Annotated in this window: 16 protein-coding genes; all 16 read right to left on the minus strand. The window is 41.6% G+C overall.

What is annotated here, in order from left to right:
* Positions 1-48 precede the first annotated feature (48 nt).
* A complete protein-coding gene (locus tag RJ47_RS17030; protein ID WP_052237978.1) occupies positions 49-1,182 on the minus strand; it encodes a restriction endonuclease subunit S in 1,134 nt (377 codons plus the stop codon).
* Positions 1,179-2,756 (minus strand): type I restriction-modification system subunit M, encoded by a 1,578-nt coding sequence (locus RJ47_RS17040; RefSeq protein WP_039485561.1) that lies wholly within the window; start codon positions 2,754-2,756, stop codon positions 1,179-1,181. Before RJ47_RS17040 ends, RJ47_RS17030 begins: the two co-directional genes overlap by 4 nt.
* A gap of 119 nt (positions 2,757-2,875) precedes the next feature.
* Positions 2,876-6,325, minus strand: a complete 3,450-nt coding sequence (locus RJ47_RS17045; protein WP_039485564.1) for a DEAD/DEAH box helicase family protein — start codon at positions 6,323-6,325, stop codon at positions 2,876-2,878.
* Positions 6,326-6,387: 62 nt separating this feature from the next.
* Positions 6,388-7,872 (minus strand): sigma-54 interaction domain-containing protein, encoded by a 1,485-nt coding sequence (locus RJ47_RS17050; protein WP_039485566.1) that lies wholly within the window; start codon positions 7,870-7,872, stop codon positions 6,388-6,390.
* A 269-nt stretch (positions 7,873-8,141) separates the two neighbouring features.
* Positions 8,142-8,897: a restriction endonuclease gene (locus tag RJ47_RS20710; protein WP_052237979.1), complete on the minus strand. Its 756-nt coding sequence runs from the start codon at positions 8,895-8,897 to the stop codon at positions 8,142-8,144.
* 841 nt (positions 8,898-9,738) lie between these two features.
* The gene (locus tag RJ47_RS17060) at positions 9,739-10,170 is read right to left on the minus strand and encodes a hypothetical protein (RefSeq protein WP_039485569.1); all 432 of its coding nucleotides are present in this window, start codon (positions 10,168-10,170) and stop codon (positions 9,739-9,741) included.
* A 185-nt stretch (positions 10,171-10,355) separates the two neighbouring features.
* Positions 10,356-10,772: a hypothetical protein gene (locus RJ47_RS17065; RefSeq protein WP_039485571.1), complete on the minus strand. Its 417-nt coding sequence runs from the start codon at positions 10,770-10,772 to the stop codon at positions 10,356-10,358.
* A 615-nt stretch (positions 10,773-11,387) separates the two neighbouring features.
* Positions 11,388-11,675: a carboxymuconolactone decarboxylase family protein gene (locus tag RJ47_RS17075; RefSeq protein WP_039485575.1), complete on the minus strand. Its 288-nt coding sequence runs from the start codon at positions 11,673-11,675 to the stop codon at positions 11,388-11,390.
* 665 nt (positions 11,676-12,340) lie between these two features.
* Positions 12,341-12,832, minus strand: coding sequence for a hypothetical protein (locus tag RJ47_RS17080; protein ID WP_039485578.1), 492 nt, complete (start codon positions 12,830-12,832; stop codon positions 12,341-12,343).
* Positions 12,822-13,142, minus strand: coding sequence for a hypothetical protein (locus RJ47_RS17085; RefSeq protein ID WP_039479238.1), 321 nt, complete (start codon positions 13,140-13,142; stop codon positions 12,822-12,824). The genes RJ47_RS17080 and RJ47_RS17085 overlap by 11 nt, the downstream gene beginning before the upstream one ends.
* A gap of 148 nt (positions 13,143-13,290) precedes the next feature.
* Positions 13,291-14,040, minus strand: coding sequence for a hypothetical protein (locus tag RJ47_RS17090; RefSeq protein ID WP_039485580.1), 750 nt, complete (start codon positions 14,038-14,040; stop codon positions 13,291-13,293).
* 1,865 nt (positions 14,041-15,905) lie between these two features.
* Positions 15,906-16,325, minus strand: coding sequence for a hypothetical protein (locus RJ47_RS17100; RefSeq protein ID WP_025611512.1), 420 nt, complete (start codon positions 16,323-16,325; stop codon positions 15,906-15,908).
* Between the two features lie 151 nt (positions 16,326-16,476).
* Entirely contained in the window at positions 16,477-16,923 is a 447-nt protein-coding gene (locus RJ47_RS17105; RefSeq protein ID WP_039485589.1) for a GNAT family N-acetyltransferase, read from the minus strand.
* 137 nt (positions 16,924-17,060) lie between these two features.
* On the minus strand, positions 17,061-17,606 hold the full coding sequence (locus tag RJ47_RS17110; protein WP_231565968.1) for a hypothetical protein: 546 nt from the start codon (positions 17,604-17,606) through the stop codon (positions 17,061-17,063).
* Positions 17,607-17,753: 147 nt separating this feature from the next.
* Positions 17,754-18,215 (minus strand): hypothetical protein, encoded by a 462-nt coding sequence (locus RJ47_RS17115; protein WP_039485592.1) that lies wholly within the window; start codon positions 18,213-18,215, stop codon positions 17,754-17,756.
* Positions 18,216-18,931: 716 nt separating this feature from the next.
* Complete coding sequence (locus tag RJ47_RS17120; protein WP_039485595.1) at positions 18,932-19,600, minus strand: hypothetical protein; 669 nt, start codon at positions 19,598-19,600, stop codon at positions 18,932-18,934.
* Between the last annotated feature and the right edge of the window lie 636 nt (positions 19,601-20,236).

The raw sequence follows: 20,236 nt of genomic DNA on the forward strand, positions 1-20,236 counted from the left end.
CAATCCTAATCTTTGATCAAAAAAGGCATCCGAAGATACCTCTGAAATTTATAGTTGGTCTGAGAAAGATTGGTGGCTCAAAGACTCAAAATATTTCTCACTGCTGAAACTGTGCAAAGTATCCAAGTACCTAAGAAACTGAGATTTTATTGAGCTAAATTGGTTCAAAGCTTCATCACTTGGGACAGGGACCTTAATATTACCTACAATCGTTTTGTTCAAGTTCGGCATGGTTGCACCTTGAGATTCCCCCTCTAAGTGCTTTTTAATTGCCTCACTAGAAAGTAGCTTGTTTAAATATTCGGAGAAAACTCCTGTTTTACTTGGTCTGATAAATAGACTTCCTGTTCCACACAACCATCCATCTTCTCGCTCATTAACAATGGCACATCGTCCCATCTCACCTCTTCTACCCATTACGATATCTCCAGTTTTGAGATGATATTCTGTGAGCTCCTGGTGTTTTTCACTTGATATCGTCAAGTTATTCTTGGGAATAATGTCGCCTCGAACAATGTGAGTCGGGTTTATGAGCGGTATACCGTTTTCAATATAGTCTTGTTTATGTAACTGAGTCCCGAATGGGCCTATTTGGATACGAGCGATTTCGGATAAGCTCTTTACATCCCACCCCTTCGGATTCGTAACCGGATCACCAAACATATCCAAAAACACGCAGCGTAAAAACTCGTCAGCAAGGTCAATGGCTTGTTTGCGTTTCTGGCGAATCGCGTCGGCTTTATCCAAAATGGCAGCGATACGTTTTTGTTCTTCTAGTGGTGGGAGTGGGATTAGAATAGAGTCTAAGTTTTTTTTATTTAACTTCGGCTGAGCAGAACCTGTTACATAAGGCTCTAGATTGATGCTATTTATGTAATAAGCCAAAAAACCTAAGTCAGCTTTTCCATTAAATGCGAGTATATGAGCATGATTATTGACCCAAAACTTACCTCTAGCATGGAAAGCGATTGGGCTTGAGCGAGATATTAAGTTATTACCATCTTCACCAATTAGAAGATAGTCACCGTCAAATATATAATCATCTACATGATCTATAACGCCCGAAGCACCATAATAATCATAGCAACCTTGTCTATTTAAGCGGTCTGCTTGTTTTAATGGAACTCTTTTAGCATTACAATTTTGAACAATTTCTCCTAGTTTTACCAATGGCCAACTCATAGCATCGACTCCAGATCATTTAAGTCAGCCAGAATCTCATTTTCTAGTGCTTTGAGCTTACCCAAAATCACTTTTGGTTCTTCGTAGCTTTCTTGCTCGTACACCACTTCTTTATAGCGGTTGATCGACAGATCATATTTGTTCGACTTAATGTCGTCTTTTGCCACCAAGAAGGCTTTTTGCGTTTTGTTTGCCCATTGTTCAGTAGAGCCGCCTTCAACTACTGCCGCTTGATAGGCTTTGTACTGCTTAACCAAGTCTGGCAAGTCGTTGTCTTTGATTGGGGTGCGCTTATCATCCAGCGATTTACCATCGGCTTGCACATCATAGAACCAAACGTTATCGGTGCTACCACCTTTGGTGAAAATTAATATAGCAGTTGAAACGCCCGCATAGGGCTTAAACACACCACTTGGTAGTGAGATTACCGCTTCCAACTGGTTATCTTCTACTAGGTGTTTACGTAGAGTTTGGTGCGCTTTAGAGCTACCAAATAACACGCCATCAGGGACGATGGTGGCCGTGCGACCGCCGACTTTCAGCATACGTTGGATCAATGCCACAAACAGTAGTTCGGTCTTTTTGGTTTTGACTACTTTTAGAATTGCTGGATCGACATCTTCTTCATCTAAGCTACCCTTAAACGGCGGGTTGGCGAGGATGATATCAAAACCGTTTTTCGCTTCATCAGGATAACGCTCAATGAAGCTTTGGCTTAAGGTGTCTTGGTAGTGAATATCTGGCTGTTTTACACCGTGCATCACCAAGTTCATTGCTGCCACGCGAAGCATGGTTGAGTCAAAATCAAAGCCGTGGAACATGTCGGTATCGATGTGGTGGCGGTTCTCTAACTTGTCACCCGCGTAAAGGTAGTTAAATACTGGCTTTCCATACACATCTAAAACAGGCTTACCTTCAGAGTCAAAGGCTTGCTCTTTCTCCGTCCCCTCTGGTGAGGAGTACTTCTCTAACAGGTATTCGTAGGTTGATGATAGGAAGCCGCCTGTACCACAGGCAGGGTCACACACTCGGTGTGTTTCTTCTACATCGAGCATTTCAATCATGGCGCGAATAATATGGCGCGGCGTACGGAACTGGCCATTGATGCCTGCCGTGGTGAGTTTAGACAGCAGGTACTCGTACAAATCACCTTTTACATCTTTGTTTTCCAATGGCAGTTCACCCACCAACTCAACCGCTTTCACCAGTAGCGATTGCTTTTGGATCATGAGCTGCGCATCTTTCATAAATTCCGCAAACAGAGTGTCATCAGACGTGAGTTCTTTGAAATACGGAAAGAGTTCGTCTTTTACCAGTGGGTATAACTTTTCTGCGCCAAGATGACGGAAGTTTTCCCAACGGATGTGTTGCTTGTGTTCAGGGAAACGGCGATTAAATGGCTTGCCCGTTCGTGCGCTACGTTTTTCGTCGTTACGCTCATTCATGTCTAGCATGCGGGCGTACATCAAATAAGTAATTTGCTCAACTACGGTTAACGGGTTGGTGATCCCACCTGTCCAAAATTCTTCCCATAGTTTGTCAATTTGGCTCTTCAATGCGCCTGATGTAATCATTATCTATTCTCTATATTCTTTTATGGCAATTGACGCTGGCAGTTTCACTATTTACCTGAAAAAGCAGCGACAAATGTAATTGGTAGTAGTGTACTGAGCAGGTTGGTATCTCCAAAGGATTAATTCACCACTTTCTCGACACTTGATTGTTTCTCACCCAAATGGACACTAAAGCGACGAACAAACTGTTCCACCACATCCGCTTGAGCAGGGATTGGGAATACACCATCTAAGCCAGCATCATCAATCTGATTGAATGGCGCGTCGTACAACTGTTCAATATCAACGCTACCGTAGCGACAAAGGTGATTTTTGAGCATGCCGATAAAGCGTTGTTGTCTTGAGTTAAGGTGGGTATGTACTTGCTGCACAAAGGCCGTAAACTCATTTTCAATCGCCTTTGCATCCATGCCAACGATGGTACGTAAAATCTGGTCAAGTCCTGCGGTTGATTCCGGAAAGAACTCTTTCAAAATCGAAAGATCGACACTTGGGTTTTGGGTATGCACAAGCGCGTTGAGCGTGTCTAAATCGGCTTCTGTTACTGATTGTCCGGCACGTATTTTCTGCAACACTTCATTAGATTCAAACAATGGTGTCAGCGTTTTTTCGACCTCTTGTTTATAGATCTGGTAGTCCACCGTCACAATATCGGTTTTCACCTCTTCAGTGCGATATTCTGCCGCATCCTCTTTAACATCTAATACGGGTGTTGGCTTCGGTGGGGGAGTCGCACCTTTATCACGTAAATGGATTACCGTTCGAAGCTCGCTTCGGCAAGCTTCTAATTCTTGGTGGTCAGCATCATTCCAGAAGTTCGGTTGCTGCACTTGCTTAATCGTACTGGCCTTACTGCGCACTTCGTTAAGGTGCATAGAAAGTGTGGTGACCTTGTCCATAATCGGCATCGCAACAATATCGACCTTGGAGGGTTGCTTGAGTTTGGTAAGCTCAAGCTCTAAGAACTGGAGATCGAGGCGCAACGCTTCGCTCTCACCAGTAATCGGTTTCCATTGCATTAGCGGGGCCATCGTAGAACGCAGTAGTTCTTTGGTGTCAGGGGCCATTTGGTGCAAGATTTTTTCATCACTTAGCTGCGCTTTAATTTGCCAGTTTTCTCGCACTTCGATGGTTTTGTCGTTAAGCGAGTCGATATCGCCTTTAATCTGTGGGATCACTGCATCGAAAATATCCATCTCTGCACGTTTAAGTGCTTCATCAGCCAAATTTAGCCGCGCTTCAAACACCTTTTGCGCAAGAGACTTACCTTTTGCACCTTCATCTTCATCTGGGTTCATTTTGAAGTATTCAAAGTTGTTCCAGTGATCGAAGATCAAGAAATGCTTTTTATGTTCGTCTGGGCCAAACAAGTTTTCACACAAACGGGTACCACGGCCTACCATTTGCCAAAATTTCACTTTCGATTTGATCGGTTTAGCAAACACAAGGTTGATACATTCCGGCACATCAATACCGGTATCGAGCATGTCGACAGACACCGCAATAGTGATTTCGTCTTTGTTGCCTTCGGCACTTTTGAAGCTGTCGATCAGCTCATCGGCACGTTCATATTTCGAGTGAATCACTCGGCAGAAGTTACCCCCCAGATCGGGGTACATTTCAGCAAACAGATCGGCGATAAGCTCTGCATGTTTGATGCTGCGAGCAAAGATGATGGATTTACCTGGCAATTGATTGTCGACATCTTTAAGACCACGTTCCATCAGATTACGGATGATCTGGCGGTTAGTGTCTTTGTTAAAGATCGCTTTATCGATTAGCTTTGAATCAAAATCGAGCTCATTCGGGTCGATACCTTGATCTTCAAGCTCAGCTATCTGCTCATCAGTGAGCTCATTGCCTTTTATGCCATCACGCAAGAATTTGGTGGTATGAGAAACGACTTTGAAAGGGACAAGGTTACCCTCTTCAATTGCCTGTTCTAGCGGATAGTTGGCCGTTGGCATTTTGTAGTCACAACCAAACAACTGGCTGGTCGAGCGGGAGATCATCTCAACAGGCGTTGCGGTCAAGCCCACTTGCAGCGCATCAAAATACTTAAACAGCTCACCATACTTGTTATAGATGGAACGGTGTGATTCGTCGGCAATAATAAGGTCGAAGTGACCGACATCGAACTCTTCGAAGGTTTGCATCATACCGGGGTAAGTCGCGATCACGATACGCGCTTTACTCGCGAGATCTTTTTTGCTTTTGCCTTTTACGAATAACGGCTCTTTAGTGAACTCATTAAATGCGTTTGCCGCTTGCTTGCGTAGCTCTTTACGGTCGCATAAAAACAGCACTCGCTTTGCCCAACCTGCATCAAGTAAACGCTTGGTCAATGCAATAGAAACGCGCGTTTTACCCGTACCTGTTGCTTGCACAATCAGCGCTTTACGATGCTTGTCGCTAAATCGTTCACATACACGAGTGATCGACTCCATTTGATAGAGTCGGCCTGCTACGTCGGTATCAATCGGTGTGTTGTTGAGATCTTTTTTCAAAGCACGCTGCTGGATAAGGTATTGCAGGCTGTCTTTAGAGTAGTAACCGAACAGTTTACGTGGTACGTAACCCTGAGCGTCATCCCACAGCCAGATATCGTAGCCATTGGTGTAGAAAATTACTGGTCGTTGGCCTGTTTGTTTTTCTAACGCATCAGCGTAAAGTTTGGCTTGTTCTTGCCCTGCTCGCGCATCCACTCTGGTTTTCTTCGCTTCGATAACCGCCAGTGGTTTGCCGTTGTCATCCCAAAGCACGTAGTCACAACGACCTTTGCCAGTTTGAGTTGGCTGACCATCAACTTCGTACTCTTTGGATACTTGTTCAGTGCTGACTTCTGCCAGTGCCACGTCCCAGCCTTCACTTCTTAGCTCAGAATCGATTAGACGTTTACGAGTTTCCGCTTCGTTAAGGTCAAAGCTGTTCTTCAACTCGAGGGTGTTGCGTTTTAGCTTGTCTGCTTTAGTTTGATCAACTTCCAACTTGAGCATACTGGCAGCCTGCTGGGCCAACAACTGGGCTTCTTTCGCCTCTTCAAGCTCTTTTAACGCCTGTGTAAGCTGCTCACTGTTCTGGGCGAGCTTTTGCTGTAGCTGTTTGTTTTTGCGCTTAAAATCCGCTTTAGACTCCCCCTCTAACGGAGCATTATCAGGTTGAGTATAGCGAGGGCATTCTTCTTGGGAGCCATCCCCATAGGCGATGAAAAGCCAGCAGCCAATAAGGTAGGATTCTTTGAGTAGCCAGAGCGCATCATGCTGATTGACATATCCGTCATGGGCGGCTTTGTTACCGCCTTTGCGCACAGCATGAAATTTATCGAGAATATCTTTATGAATAATGGCAGTAAACGAGGCACTGGTCAGCTTGTCGTGAACGGACGCATTTGGCAATACAGGTAAACGTAGTTCTCGGTATAGATAACCAACGATTTTTTCGACATAACAACGAAGCTTAACCATCGAGCTTTGAGGATCAGTCACCGCATAAGCTTCAGCAAATGCGCCCAGTTCAGCCAGCTCTGGCCAGTCTTTTCTTAGATATTCAAAGTTCACTGACGTTTTCACTCTTTTTATTCTCCTGACCTCTATGAGCAATGGCTATGCCAATCCTGTTCTAACCTGCTTCATCATTCTTCAATACCAAATTTTTTCATCCAGCCGCTTAGAGTCTGGTGACTCTTGAGCCCTAGTGCTTCAGCTGCTTTGGATTTATTGTTACGACTATACTCCAAAGCTGATTCGACCGCATCTTTCTTAATGTTATCAATGTATTGCTGAATATCACCTGGCACTGAAAATTCACCCCGTGAATGTTGATTGATTCCAGCACTTAACACTGACGAACGTAGGTCTTCGGCAGATATCGTGCTCGACTCAGACCACAAAACTGCTCGATTCAATGTATTCCAAAGCTCCCTTATATTTCCGGGCCATGGATAAGATTTTGCAAACTTTATTGCATCAGTGGAAATTTTCTTACTTTCGAACAACGGGTGTTTGTCAGCCTGTTGATTGATATCGCTCATTAGTGTTGATATGAGTTCAGGAATGTCTTCCGATCTCGCTCTAAGCGGTGGCATTTCAATAACTCCGACGGCGAGTCGGTAGAACAAATCTTCACGAAAGGCTCCTTGCGATGTCATCTGAAATAGATCTTGGTGCGTAGCCGCAATAATGCGCACATCAACAACCTTGGATTTAACGTCACCGACTCGAGTAATCTCTTTTTGTTGCAAAGCTCTAAGTAATTTAACTTGGACATTGAGTGGCAGCTCGCCTACTTCATCTAGGAACAAGGTGCCGCCATTTGCCTGTTCAAATAACCCTGAATGATCTTTATCCGCTCCAGTAAACGCCCCTTTGACATGCCCAAAGAGAATTGAGTCCACCAAATTCTCTGGTAATGCACCGCAGTTAACGGCTCTGAATGGTTTATCAGAGCGAGAGCTGGCGTTGTGGATGGCTGTTGCCATGACTTCTTTGCCTGATCCACTTTCACCAAGCACAAGTGCTGGTAAATCAGATAATGCGAGTCTGTGAGCTTTTTTCACTAGAAGCTGCATGATTTCCGATTTTGCTGTTATAGCTTCAAAAGCCGAGCTTAGTAGAGGGATATCTGATGTCAGTGACTGTATAGCACTAGTGGAGGATTTAGTGTATTCCGTCGCGAAATCGACAGGTATATCCACTTCAATTAACTCACCTTTGGGTGATGTTTGAATTAACTGGCATTTCCCAATGCTCTTACCGAGCAAGACAGAAACAACTGTCATTGCCGGCGTTCCAGACGTGAGGTTTATGTAAATGTGTTCAGAGCCAGCAGAAATCTTACTCAGCTGTTTTTGCATCACTTTAGTTATAGCGGAATAATCTATCGGCGATGCCAATCGAACACGTTGGATAGTCACTGAGATCTTAGAACGCCCCACGCAAGCGAGCTTTCTCTCCAACCACTCTTTATAGTCGTGCCATTCATCATCCCATGTACTGGCAAGGATAATTATGCTGTCTAGGGTTTTGCCTTTTAAAGCAATCGTTGCAATTGAAGCAGGCTTATCCAGCTTCATTTGATCAAGATCTGTTCTTCCAAGCCAACTGATTAGAGTTGCCATTTTGACGTCCGTAACTATTTTTACTTATGGGAATGGAGTTTACATCAATAGGTTGTTAGTTGATATTCAACTAAACACAATCGAGCAGTATGTCACAATGAATAAAATAGATGCGCTGCGTGACATGCATCACATTTACGCACTTTATTCTGCTGTCACCCCAATTGTTACCCCCTCGGAATCTAGTTAGTGAAAATATCTTAACAATCATATATTTACACCTAGATTTAAAGTCCCTCTTAAACAGTTTGTTAGGTTTGTGTCTACCTTCAGTATCGTTGTAACCAAGATTTGAGATCATTGAAGTCTTTCAGATCAAGATGATTTTTTGCCATTTCAGCCTCTTTAATAGCATCTCGACTGAAGAAGCCAGTAGTTACAATAATGCTTTTTGTTGCTTGCCTTAGGTTATGAACACCCATAACTTCACGAATTATACCAACGCCAACTTTATTGTCTGGAGCATATTTTTTGCACTCAATATGCGTCAAGTAACTGCTTACGGAATTACGAACATAAGCAATAATATCACGCCCACCATCTCTTGTTGCTTTAGTTAGCTCAACGTCGAAACCCATATCTTTCAGTATACTGGCGACTAACTCTTCAAATTTTCTTGGAGTTAAGTCATACATTTTTTCTGGGTTCTTTTTGAGGTAGATTTTGATTTGGTCATCGATTGACGTTACAACATTAATTGCATCATCAGTAATAATCTCTTTAGATTCAATGTAAAAGTTTTCTTCGAATGAACCTTTTATTTCCATTTCACTCATTAGTGAAAGGATCTTATCCTCGGCATGAGCCTGATTTGGGAGACTAACATCAGCTTTTATACATCTATAGATGTGGTCTTCATCTTTAGCTAAAACAACATATGACCAGTCTTTATCATATGGGTCACGTATGACTGTACCTGCAAGATCAATCTCAGAACTACGAAACCAAGCTCTCTCAGGGAAAAAACCCATACTATCGACATTGAGAGAATCAAACTCTTCTTTTGATATTTCCTGAATACTCATATTTTTCCTCGAAAAACCTAACGCCCAATTAAGGGGTGAACAACGCCTTCCCCAAACCTAAAGCATTGTGCCATAAACACTAAATTTGAAGTAGAAGCAAAAATGCCGAGCGTTGTGAATCCCTCTTAAATTGCTTGTTATGTTTACCATAATTACATGATTTACTTGGATAAATAACTGTAATTTAAGCTTCATTTCCGGAGCCAAACCACAAAGCAGAATCAACTTAACCAACCTTCGATTTATCCTATCAAGACGCAAAACAGGGGCAATAAGAAAGTGAATAAATTAACCTGTTCTAATCAAGTCAGTATTGCGACACTAACAAAAGATATAGGATACGAAAAAACCGAGTATTTCGGGGGAGAAATACTCGGTGAAGTGAGACAAAGGCTCATTTCCAAGGCTTATTGCAATACTGATTGAACCATATTTCATCAGATATTGAGTATCTTCTTTGTATCAATAAGTTAGCATTTGGTTTACTTTGGAATCAATTGCCTAGACGCTGGGCCCATAGACATCTTTAAGTCAGCTAAACAAAAAAACCAACCGCCACGACCTGACAATGAAGCACCCCACGAACATTGGCATGTTTTACGGGCTGAGAGGTGCAAGAACTTAGACCGACAATATGGATTTGCTGAGTCTACTAGGGACGAATTGCCAAAGGGACAAAGAACTAGAGCCTAAGACCTTTAAGCCCTTGAAATGCAGGTAAACATAACGCCCTGTTAAGGTGTGAGCAACGCAATGCCCAAGCCTCCGCAGAACACCTTAAACACTGAAAACAACGCATAGTGAAAATGCCACGCGTTGCGAATCACTCTTAAACAGTTTGTTATGTATCTTGTCGCTTAAGTTCTTTAACGTCTTTTTCAGTCTTCCAGTTGGTAAGATGCCCTGCTAAGTGGTTAATCTCAGCCACCGCTATTACTGCTATTGTCTGGTCATTAGACTCAATTTTCTGGATGGCTTTTGGAGAAGAATGTAACGCAAGGATTACCCCATAAGGTTGATAATCCTTAAAACCATCAGGTGACTTAAGCTGAACGTCTACACCGTTTTTAGTAATGGTTTCGTATCGCCTCAGTTTATTCTTTTCCACTTCGGTAAAGATTTTCTCTAAAAACTGGCTGCATGTTCCTATGCTATTGACCAAAACTGTTAGTGGTGCATCTTTTTCTTTAGCCATTTTTACTGCGAAGGTATATGCAGCTCTTAGCTCATCTCCAGAAATTAACTCTGGTGAAAAATAAGCGAATCTTTCCATACTGACTATCTCCATTTTTTATATTGTTCGGATACATAACGCCGCGTTAAGTGGTGAACAACGCCAACCATCAAACCTAAACCATTGTACCTTAAACACTTAAACTGACTTGGACTGAAATCGCCAAGCGTTGTGAATCCGTCTTAAACGCCTTGTTAGGCATACTTTGTCACCGGCTTTTGCTTTCAAAACTTTTCTTTGAGTGGTGTGAAATAACTGGCACACATTATCGCTCCAGCCAAAGACCATTCAAGGCAATCAAGCGCAAGAGCGCCAGCGTGAGTAAGATGAGACGTTGCCATAAAAATCATAACTATAGACAAAGGGAAAGTTGATATAAAAAACACTTCTCGTGAATATCTCCAAAAAAAGATAAGACCGAATGTACCATAAATCGAGAGTAACAAATTTATAAGAATCTGGCCGATATTTACCATGGAAGGCAAATCTCTAAGATCAAAGATAAAAGTGTTGTACGCATTCCATGTGCCTATTATTTCATCTGGGATAAGCCAGAAAAGGTACTTTTGGTTGAGTATTGAACCGCCAATCGATATGGCAATGTAAAGTAAAACCAGCATTCTGAATGTTCGAATATTCATGGAAGTTCCTTGTACGCCTAACGCCGCGTTAAGTGGTGAACAACGCTACCACCAAACCTAAATCATTGTGCCGTATACACTTAAGCTGACATGAACCAAAATCGCCAAGCGTTGTGAATCCGCCTTAAACGCTTTGTTATATTGCTGCTGCCAAAACCAATTTATTGATTTAACTGGGATGCGAGCAACAGTAGCGAAAAAATAGCAAAGCTGTACCTGAGATCATTCCTAAGTTTTATCAACCTCTTATTATTCAGTTGATCCAGATCTTTGCCGAAAAGCATTGGGACAAATAAGAACATACCAAAATGGAACACTACGAACGGTGGAGCCCCTCTAGAGCGCCAATGCTCATTCTCCATTTCATTCCATTCATCATAAAAACTCTTGCTGGATTTTATAAGCGGAAACAACGAAGCCAACACCGCACAAACCATTAGAGTGTTAAATAACTCACCCATTTTAATCCCTGAACTTGAAAAACAATATAACGCCGCGTTAAGTGGTGAACAACGCTAACCACCAAACCTAAACCATTGTACCTTAAACACTAAACTCAACTTAAACTGAAATCGCCACGCGTTGTGAATCCGCCTTAAACGCCTTGTTAGAACGTTACTCAAAGCTATCGAGATCAATATTGTATTTATTTAGGACTTCTTGCATTTGGAGTTTCTTTTGCCCTGCAGCTACCGCCATAACTTTTGCGGTAACATCTGAAATTTCACCTTTTGAAATACCGGCTTTTTTTGCTTCTAACAAATAATACCGAGTGCATGGTAAACAATTCATCGCCATAGCTGCGGACAAACCAACTAATAATTCAGTTCTCGTATCCAAATACTCGTTTTCATGAGTTGAGTGATAAAACTCTTCGTACCCTTTTTGGTGCTTCCCTAGCATAAACATTCCTTATAAGTTCTAACGCCCAATTAAGTTGTGAGCAACGCTGCCACATTGCCTAAGCATTTCACCGTAATCACCAAACTAATTGAAACCGAAAGCGCCGAGCGTTGCGAATCAGCTTGAATTGTTTGTTAGGCAAATTTTCTGTGTACTCACTTACTTGGTTTGAAAACAGGATACCTTAAACACGATAAGCAACCAATCACCCACGGGCTTTTTGTGATTCAAGAACCACTGAAGTCACTATGTTACAGCCTCACTTTCAACGTTCATGAAACACAACCTTTCAACGACAAAGCAGCTTTTGAATCTGAGAAACTTAAAGCTACGAACTGACAGCAAAATGAAAGCTTCGATTAACTTGTCCTTTCCACACTTTAAGCCAGTGAAACTCACCACCAACCGATACTGAAAGCCAATGAGGCAACCCACGAATCTTGGCATGTTTTACGGTTGGAGAGATTCAAGAATTTGAGCCGACAATACAGAATTGCCGACCAAGAAAAGCAGGTGGCCAGAGGGAGCTAGAAGATTAGAACAAAGAACTTTTCTGCCCTTTGCCTAACGCCGCATTAAGGTGTGAGCGGCGCTTGGCTACACTTGAGCGAAGCGAAACTGCCAAGCGTTGCGAATCACTCTTAAATGCTTTGTTATACAAATAGTTAATCGTATACAGCTTCCGCTCTTTCTGCGCTACTAAACACAATTGCTTCCCAGGCAGCTCTTGTACATGACCATAGTGAATAGCCTAGTAAGAACAAACACACAACTAGCATTGAATATATGTCTAGTGACTCAAAGTGGTTGAAGTAAATTACATCACCAAAAAACTGTTGGATATAAACACCTTTAAGGATGGATGCCGAGGTAGTCATTGCTAACCCGTAAGTAATAGCAGCAAAAGCCGAGTCAGCGAAAATACCAAATTGTTTATATATTAGCCCTGCATACTCGGCACTTGACCCTTTGGCTGAAAGGTAATGTAAAACAAAGCATATAAGTGAGCCAAACCAGATACTTATATTAAGGTGCTTCCACTCAAGTACATTTCGGATAGCTTCATTGTAATACTTCTGATCAGTAATATAAGTAGCTGCTATCGCGACAAGCACAATGAGAACAAAGACTAGGCGATAGTTAAATTTAGGAAGCATATTTACTCCCATTAAACTCGTTTACCTTTTTTTGGTCTTCATCGTCGTTACTTTTACCGAGCAAGCCACCGATTAAACCACCTAGCACTACTCCCGGCACACCACCCATTACTCCAATAACACCGCCTAAAGCCATTGCTGGTGCTGTTTTATTGTCTGATTCAGCTAGAACTGAATTGACAGAGTAAACCTTATCATTAACCTTTAAACGGCTAGAACCTAAGCTTTGAGCTAACTCTTGGCGCGTTTTAGCCGTATTTTGAATATATGTTTTCTTCCCTGTCTGACGATCTTGTACATACAGACGCATCTGACTAACTCCTTTTATTTGTATAACGCCCTGTTAAGGTGTGAGCAACGCAACACCGATGCTGCCGCACATCACCTTAATCACTAGCATCAACGCATGGTAAAAATGCCAAGCGTTGCGAATCACTCTTAAACAGATTGTTAGTTTGCTACTTATAGATATCTTCAGGCTTAACGTGAAAAACGCAATCCTCGATTTCAAGGCGCATTCTGCCAAAAAAACTTGCCATGTCTTTAAAGGATTTTAAGTCTCCTACGAACTTTGTACTTAAGCGCCGATTGTAATTTATAAAAGCCTGCCAATAACCAGTGAACTCATTAAGAACAAGATGAGCGACAACTGATTCATTTTCACAGTTGCCTTCACTATCAACTTGCTCAAACCAGATCTCTAATCTAGGGACTTCTAACTTAAAATCTGGATCCAACTTGCTCAAGAATGAATCAGTATTTTCTTGTTTGGAATATTCGATCTCTCTATCCGCGTGCCCATTATACTTTAGCTCGGCTCTCGATAGTCTAATACCCATTTTCTGCGCTAACTCTTGAAGAACAAGGGTATTCCTAAAAAAATATGGTTTTAAGTTTTCAGCCAAGTCTGCAGCCCTATCAAATAACTCATCCAAACTTTGTTTATCTATCTCGGCGTAGCTCAAGGCTTCTGCTATGAGTGCAGTGACTTTACTGATTTCATCTAAAGTTGGTCGAACCTCCTTCATATCTGACTCTGTTAGTCCTTCTTCATAAAAGTAGCCTCTAGAGATCGACTTCCCAAAAAGCTCGATTGAAGTTGATGCAAGCTTAACTGATTCTTGAGAGTAATTGAGCGTTTGAACAAACTTGCGTATTTGTTCTAAGCGGTAAATATCGCCATACAACTCTTCAAAACGTTCGTTCATATTAAAGACCTTAAAGAAATTGATTCAAAACTGTACCAACAATAATATCAACAAAAATAATCGCCTTCGTAAAATGATTGCAAACTAACGCCGCGTTAAGTGGTGAACAACGCCAACCACCAAACCTAAACCATTGTACCTTAAACACTTAAGCTAACTTGAACTGAAATCGCCAAGCGTTGTGAATCCGTCTTGAACGCCTTGTTAGGCGAAGTTTCACACCAGTGTTTAAGTTGTTTTGAAAGCAGATTACCCGAAACAAAATAAGCAACCAAACACCCACTGATTTTTTGTGATTCAAGAACCACAAAACTCACTATGTTTCAGCCAAAATTCCAACGGCCACGAAATGCGAGTTTGCAGCGACTAAGTAGTTTTTGAACCTGAGAAACCCAAAGCTGCAAAATTAAAGCGAGAACGAAAAACTCGATTAACTTGCCCTTGCCACACTTTGAGCCAGTTAAACCCACCGCCATCCAACACTGAAAACCAATGAGGCAACCCACGAATTTTGACATGTTTTACGGCTGGAGAGATTCAAGATTTTGAGCCGACAATGTTGAATTGCCGACTTAGAAAAACGAATGCTCAAAGAGAACTAAGAAGATGAGAACAAAGAACTTTCCTGCCCGTCGCCTAACGCCGCGTTAAGTGGTGAGCAACGCCAACCACCAAACCTAAACCATTGTACCTTAAACACTTAACCTAACTTGAACCGAGAGCGCCAAGCGTTGTGAATCCGCCTTAAACGCCTTGTTAGGCGAAGTTTCCCACCAGTGTTTAAGTTATTTGGAAAGCAGGTTACCCGAAACTAAATAAGCAACCAAACACCCACTGACTTTTTGTGATTCAAGAACCACAAATGTCACTATGTTTCAGCTAAGATGCCAGCGACCACGAAATACAGACTTTCAGCGATCAATTTGCTTTTGAGGAAACGAAACGTAAAGCTACAAACTTAAAGCGAGAACAAAAGCCTCAATTAACTTGCCCCTACCACACTTTGAGCCAATGAAACTCACAACCAACCGGCTATGAAAACCAATGAGGCAACCCGCAAACCTTGGCATGTTTTACGGCCAGAGAGATTCAAGAATTTGAACAGACAATCTTGAATTGCCGACTTAGAAAAACGAATGCTCAAAGAGACCTAAGAAAATGAGAACAAAGGACTTTCCTGCCCGTCGCCTAACGCCGCGTTAAGTGGTGAACAACGCTAACCACCAAACTTAAACCATTGTACCTTAAACACTAAATTCAACTTGAACTGAAATCGCCAAGCGTTGTGAATCCGCCTTAAACGCCTTGTTAGGCGAAGTTTCCCACCAGTGTTTAAGTTGGTTTGAAAACAGGTTACCCGAAACAAAATAAGCAACCAAACACCCGCTGATTTTTTGTGATTCAAGAACCACAAATGTCACTATGTTTCAGACAAGATTCCAACAACCACGAAATGCAGACTTTCAGCGATCAAGTTGCTTTTGAGGAAACGAAACGTAAAGCTACAAGTTTAAAGCGAGAACAAAAGCCTCAATTAACTTGCCCTTTCCACACTTTGAGCCAGTAAAACTCACAACCAACCGACTATGAAAACCAATGAGGCAACCCGCAAACCTTGGCATGTTTTACGGCAGAAGAGATTAAAGAATTTGAGTCGACAATGTTGAATTGCCGACTTAGAAAAACGAATGCTCAAAGAGAACTAAGAAGATGAGAACAAAGAACTTTCCTGCCCGTCGCCTAACGCCCCGTTAAGGGGTGAGCAACGCAATACCGAAGTCGCCGCATACCATCTTAAACACTAAAACCAACGCATAGTAAAAATGCCACGCGTTGCGAATCCCTCTTGAACAGTTTGTTATGTGCTAAACGACTGAACGCCATGATTTAGTGAGCTTTTCTAGCCGCATACCTTCAATCTTACCTAGATTAGAAACATCTTTACTAAAAGATACACTAAATATTCGATGCCCAGTTGCATGTAAAGTTACCCCAATTCTCTCATTTGAAATTGTTTTCAATTCCAGTTTAATTAATACACAATCATCAGTTTTGATTGGTAACAATTGATTTGGATTGACGACTTTACGCAAACATTTCACTTTATAGAAATTAACAGTGCGACCGTCATATTCCCTTTGAATAAGGTTGTACTCTTTAAATTGCGCTGCAGCTATTCCCTTTAGGTTTTCAGGTAAATTCTCAATACACAATTTAATAGATTGCTCTTCAAATGGAGTTAGAACTGTACAACCTAAAATCATTTTTCGCAGTTTATTTAACATCGCCTTCCTTAGCACATAACGCCGCGTTAAGTGGTGAACAACGCTAACCACTAAACCTAAACCATTGTACCTTAAACACTTAACCTGACTTGAACTGAAATCGCCAAGCGTTGTGAATCCGCCTTAAACGCCTTGTTATGAACGTGGTTGATTAGACCAGCATTCTATACAAAATGGAACTACCTGAGACATAGTCAATAGTTTTAACCTTGTGAAAGCCATTCCTTTCGTAAAACCTATGAGCATCGGTGTTAAAGGTCGGTGTCTCTAACTCAATATGGACACCAGATGAAACCTGTCTTACTAGATAATCAAGAACCATCTTACCCAGCCCTTGATGCTGATAGTTTGGTTCAACATATAGCCGAATAAGCTGCAAGCACCCTTCGTCGACTGAATAGTAAAAACCACCCACTACTTCTTCCGCATCTTTAATAACAAAGTAAAAGTAGTTTTCAAGGCACGCTCTTTGATGCTCAGTACTATCGTAACCCGGTGGACCAGAACCACATAATTGGCGATCATTCGAAAAAGCAGATATTTGGATCTCTACTAATCTTTCGACGTGATTTATAGATGCTTTCTCAATGGAATACATTGCTTAACCCTGTAGTTCATAACGCCGCGTTAAGTGGTGAGCAACGCTACCACCTTACCTAAACCATTGTGCCGTAAACACGAAAGCCGAATCAAACCGAAAATGCCGAGCGTTGGGAATCCGTCTTAAACGCTTTGTTAAATTTCAGACATGTGGCTAGTTCCGTTACCCATACGCCCATTATTTAGGGTCACATGACCACTCCCATCATTAAACGCGTAAAACGTTGAGTACTTAGCCAAGATACTATCCAAAGACTCTAACTCTGTAGGATCACTAGGTTCAATTACCCAAATAGAAGCTGTTACATACGCAGGATTCGTTCTATTTATCGTACAGCAATAAGTATAGTCAGCTAAGTTTTCAATTAATGGTCGTAAACCACCTATGCGTATCGGGCGGTTTGCTAACTGTGCTTCCAGAGCAATAACCATAGCCATTTTTGAATAGTCTAAGTCGTCAATATCAAGCTCGTCTGAATTGCTGTAACTGACTTCATACTGCCCCTCAGGAAAATTAGATGAGGCTTGCTCCATTACATGCGACAAAGCTTTTGGAGTAGGAAATTGAAATTCAATGCTTTGAACTGAATTAACAAGCGCAATTGAAGCTAAAACTACCCCAGTAGTTTTCTTTGCCCACTTTTTAAGCTGATCTTTTGATTCAAATATTTTTGTCTTCAATTTAGTGACTCCCATAGCCAAGTGAAATTTAACGCCGCGTTAAGTAGTGAGCAACGCTACCACCTAACCTAAACCATTGCACTGTAAACACCAAAACTGCCTTGAACTAAAAATGCCAAGCGTTGGGAATCTGTCTTAAACGCTTTGTTATGCATATTCCCACTTATCACCTAGAAAATCGCCCTTGGCATTCCACGCAAGGAAATTACTTTGTAATTTAGAGAACTCATTAAACAAACCGCCCAGCCGATTCAGATCTCTAGGTTCCAGTTGTATACAAAACTCTGATATGTGTTTGTAGGGTAGAGGAGAATTATTGCAGAACCTAATTTGAAGAGCACATTGCCCTCGTGGGCTCACCATAAATGCCCTCAGACGAAAATAATGCGCAAAGTTATCCTCTTCCCTTTCCGAACCTATTTCATACAGAAAAACGTCTTTTGGATGACTAGGGAAAACCTCTAGACCTTTCGCGATTTTCAGTAGGTCAGAGGCATTATTATATAGTTCAAACCTTGTACTCTGCATACCATTTGAAACGTCCCATAAGAGTTGCAGATGATATGGCTCTTCATAAGGAATTCTTTCTATTTTTACGCAATATTCCATTTTTAACCTTATATGCATAACGCCCAATTAAGGGGTGAACAACGCTTCCACCTAACCTAAAACATTGTGCCATAAACACTAAATTTGAAGTAGAAGCCAAAATGCCGAGCGTTGTGAATCCCTCTTAAATTGCTTGTTATGTTTTACCACAAGTTACTGACTTAATTGAGAAAGAACTACTATTTCTCACTGGTTTTCTGAGCTAAACCACAAGGCAAGAACCAACTTGGCCACCAAAGGCGATTAACCTAAAACCAGTAATTCCACTTCCCTGCCCAATGAGGCAACCCGACTAAAAAGCAACAAGCGCCCTTTCTTTCCAACCAAAGCGCAAAACAGTGCTGAATTGCCGAGGCAACTGCCAAGCTAAAACGCTAATTGGCAAAGAACCTAAAAGCGACTTTGAGCCAGTTAAACCTCAAGCCAACCGCCACGACCTGACAATGAAGCAACCCACGAACATTGGCATGTTTTACGGGCTGAGAGATTCAAGAACTTAGACCGACAATGCGGATTTGCTGAGTCTACTAGGGACGAATTGCTTAAGGGACAAAGAACTAGAGCCTAAGACGTTTAAACCTTTGAAATACAAGTAAACATAACGCCCTGTTAAGGTGTGAGCAACGCAATACCGAAGCTTCCGCATACCACCTTAACCACTAAAACCACCGCATAGTAAAAATGCCACGCGTTGCGAATCACTCTTAAACAGTTTGTTATGTGTAATTTTTTCCCTTGAGTACTAACCTTACAATCTCACCGATAGAAGTGATGTACAGGCTCGCACCTCCACTCGTTTCGTATTTCTCACAGTCATCGTAACAATCGCTATCTTTAACTACCACAGGTTCAAAATACACATCGACTAAGCCAGTGTTAATAAATGTATTTTCAGAATTAAAATCAATCGGTTCTGACGACTCACTAGCAAACTCTAAAAAATCACCAATAAACATACTATCGATAATTCGACTAATTTTTAAAAATTGATTGTATGTAATTTCTCCAACAAGAAACTCAGAGAAGAATATTGCTATGATTTTACTCGTATAGTGGTCTTCTGCTTTCTCTATGATATAGATAAGCTTCTCTCCAACTTTTACTTTGTAGTCATCCGAGTTATCAATTGAATCGATCATACTTCGGCGCTGTTCTACCGGAATATCAGACAACTCAGAAAGGAATGATATAAGCTTTTTCGTAAACAGAGCATCACGCACGCTACTAACCGCATTAATACCACCTACAAGACTAGAAAGAATCGGTATGTCTCTTAGTACTCCGTTATCTAAAATTGCATCTATACCAACTTCACCAAGATTTACAGCTAAATTGCTCAGATCATCTTTTTTAAGAGATTCTTCTAACGACTTTGAAAGCTTCATTTTTCTCTGTTTCCAATGATTACACATAACGCCGCGTTAAGTGGTGAACAACGCCAACCACCAAACCTAAACCATTGTACCTTAAACACTTAACCTGACTAGAACTGAAATCGCTAAGCGTTGTGAATCCGTCTTGAACGCCTTGTTAGGCGAAGTTTCACACCAGTGTTTAAGTTGTTTTGAAAGCAGATTACCCGAAACAAAATAAGCAACCAAACACCCACTGATTTTTTGTGATTCAAGAACCACAAAACTCACTATGTTTCAGCCAAAATTCCAACGGCCACGAAATGCGAGTTTGCAGCGACTACGTAGTTTTTGAACCTGAGAAACCCAAAGCTGCAAACTTAAAGCGAGAACGAAAACCTCGATTAACTTGCCCTTGCCACACTTTGAGCCAGTTAAACCCACCGCCATACAACACTGAAAACCAATGAGGCAACCCACGAATTTTGGCATGTTTTACGGCTGGAGAGATTCAAGAATTTGAGCCGACAATTCCAAGTTGCCGACTTAGAAAAACGAATGCTCAAAGAGAACTGAGAAGATGAGAGCAAAGAACTTTCCTGCCCGTCGCCTAACGCCGCGTTAAGTGGTGAACAACGCTAACCACTAAACTTAAGCCATTTTACCTTA

The organism is Vibrio sinaloensis, assembly GCF_000808535.1.
Lineage (GTDB): Bacteria > Pseudomonadota > Gammaproteobacteria > Enterobacterales > Vibrionaceae > Vibrio > Vibrio sinaloensis_D.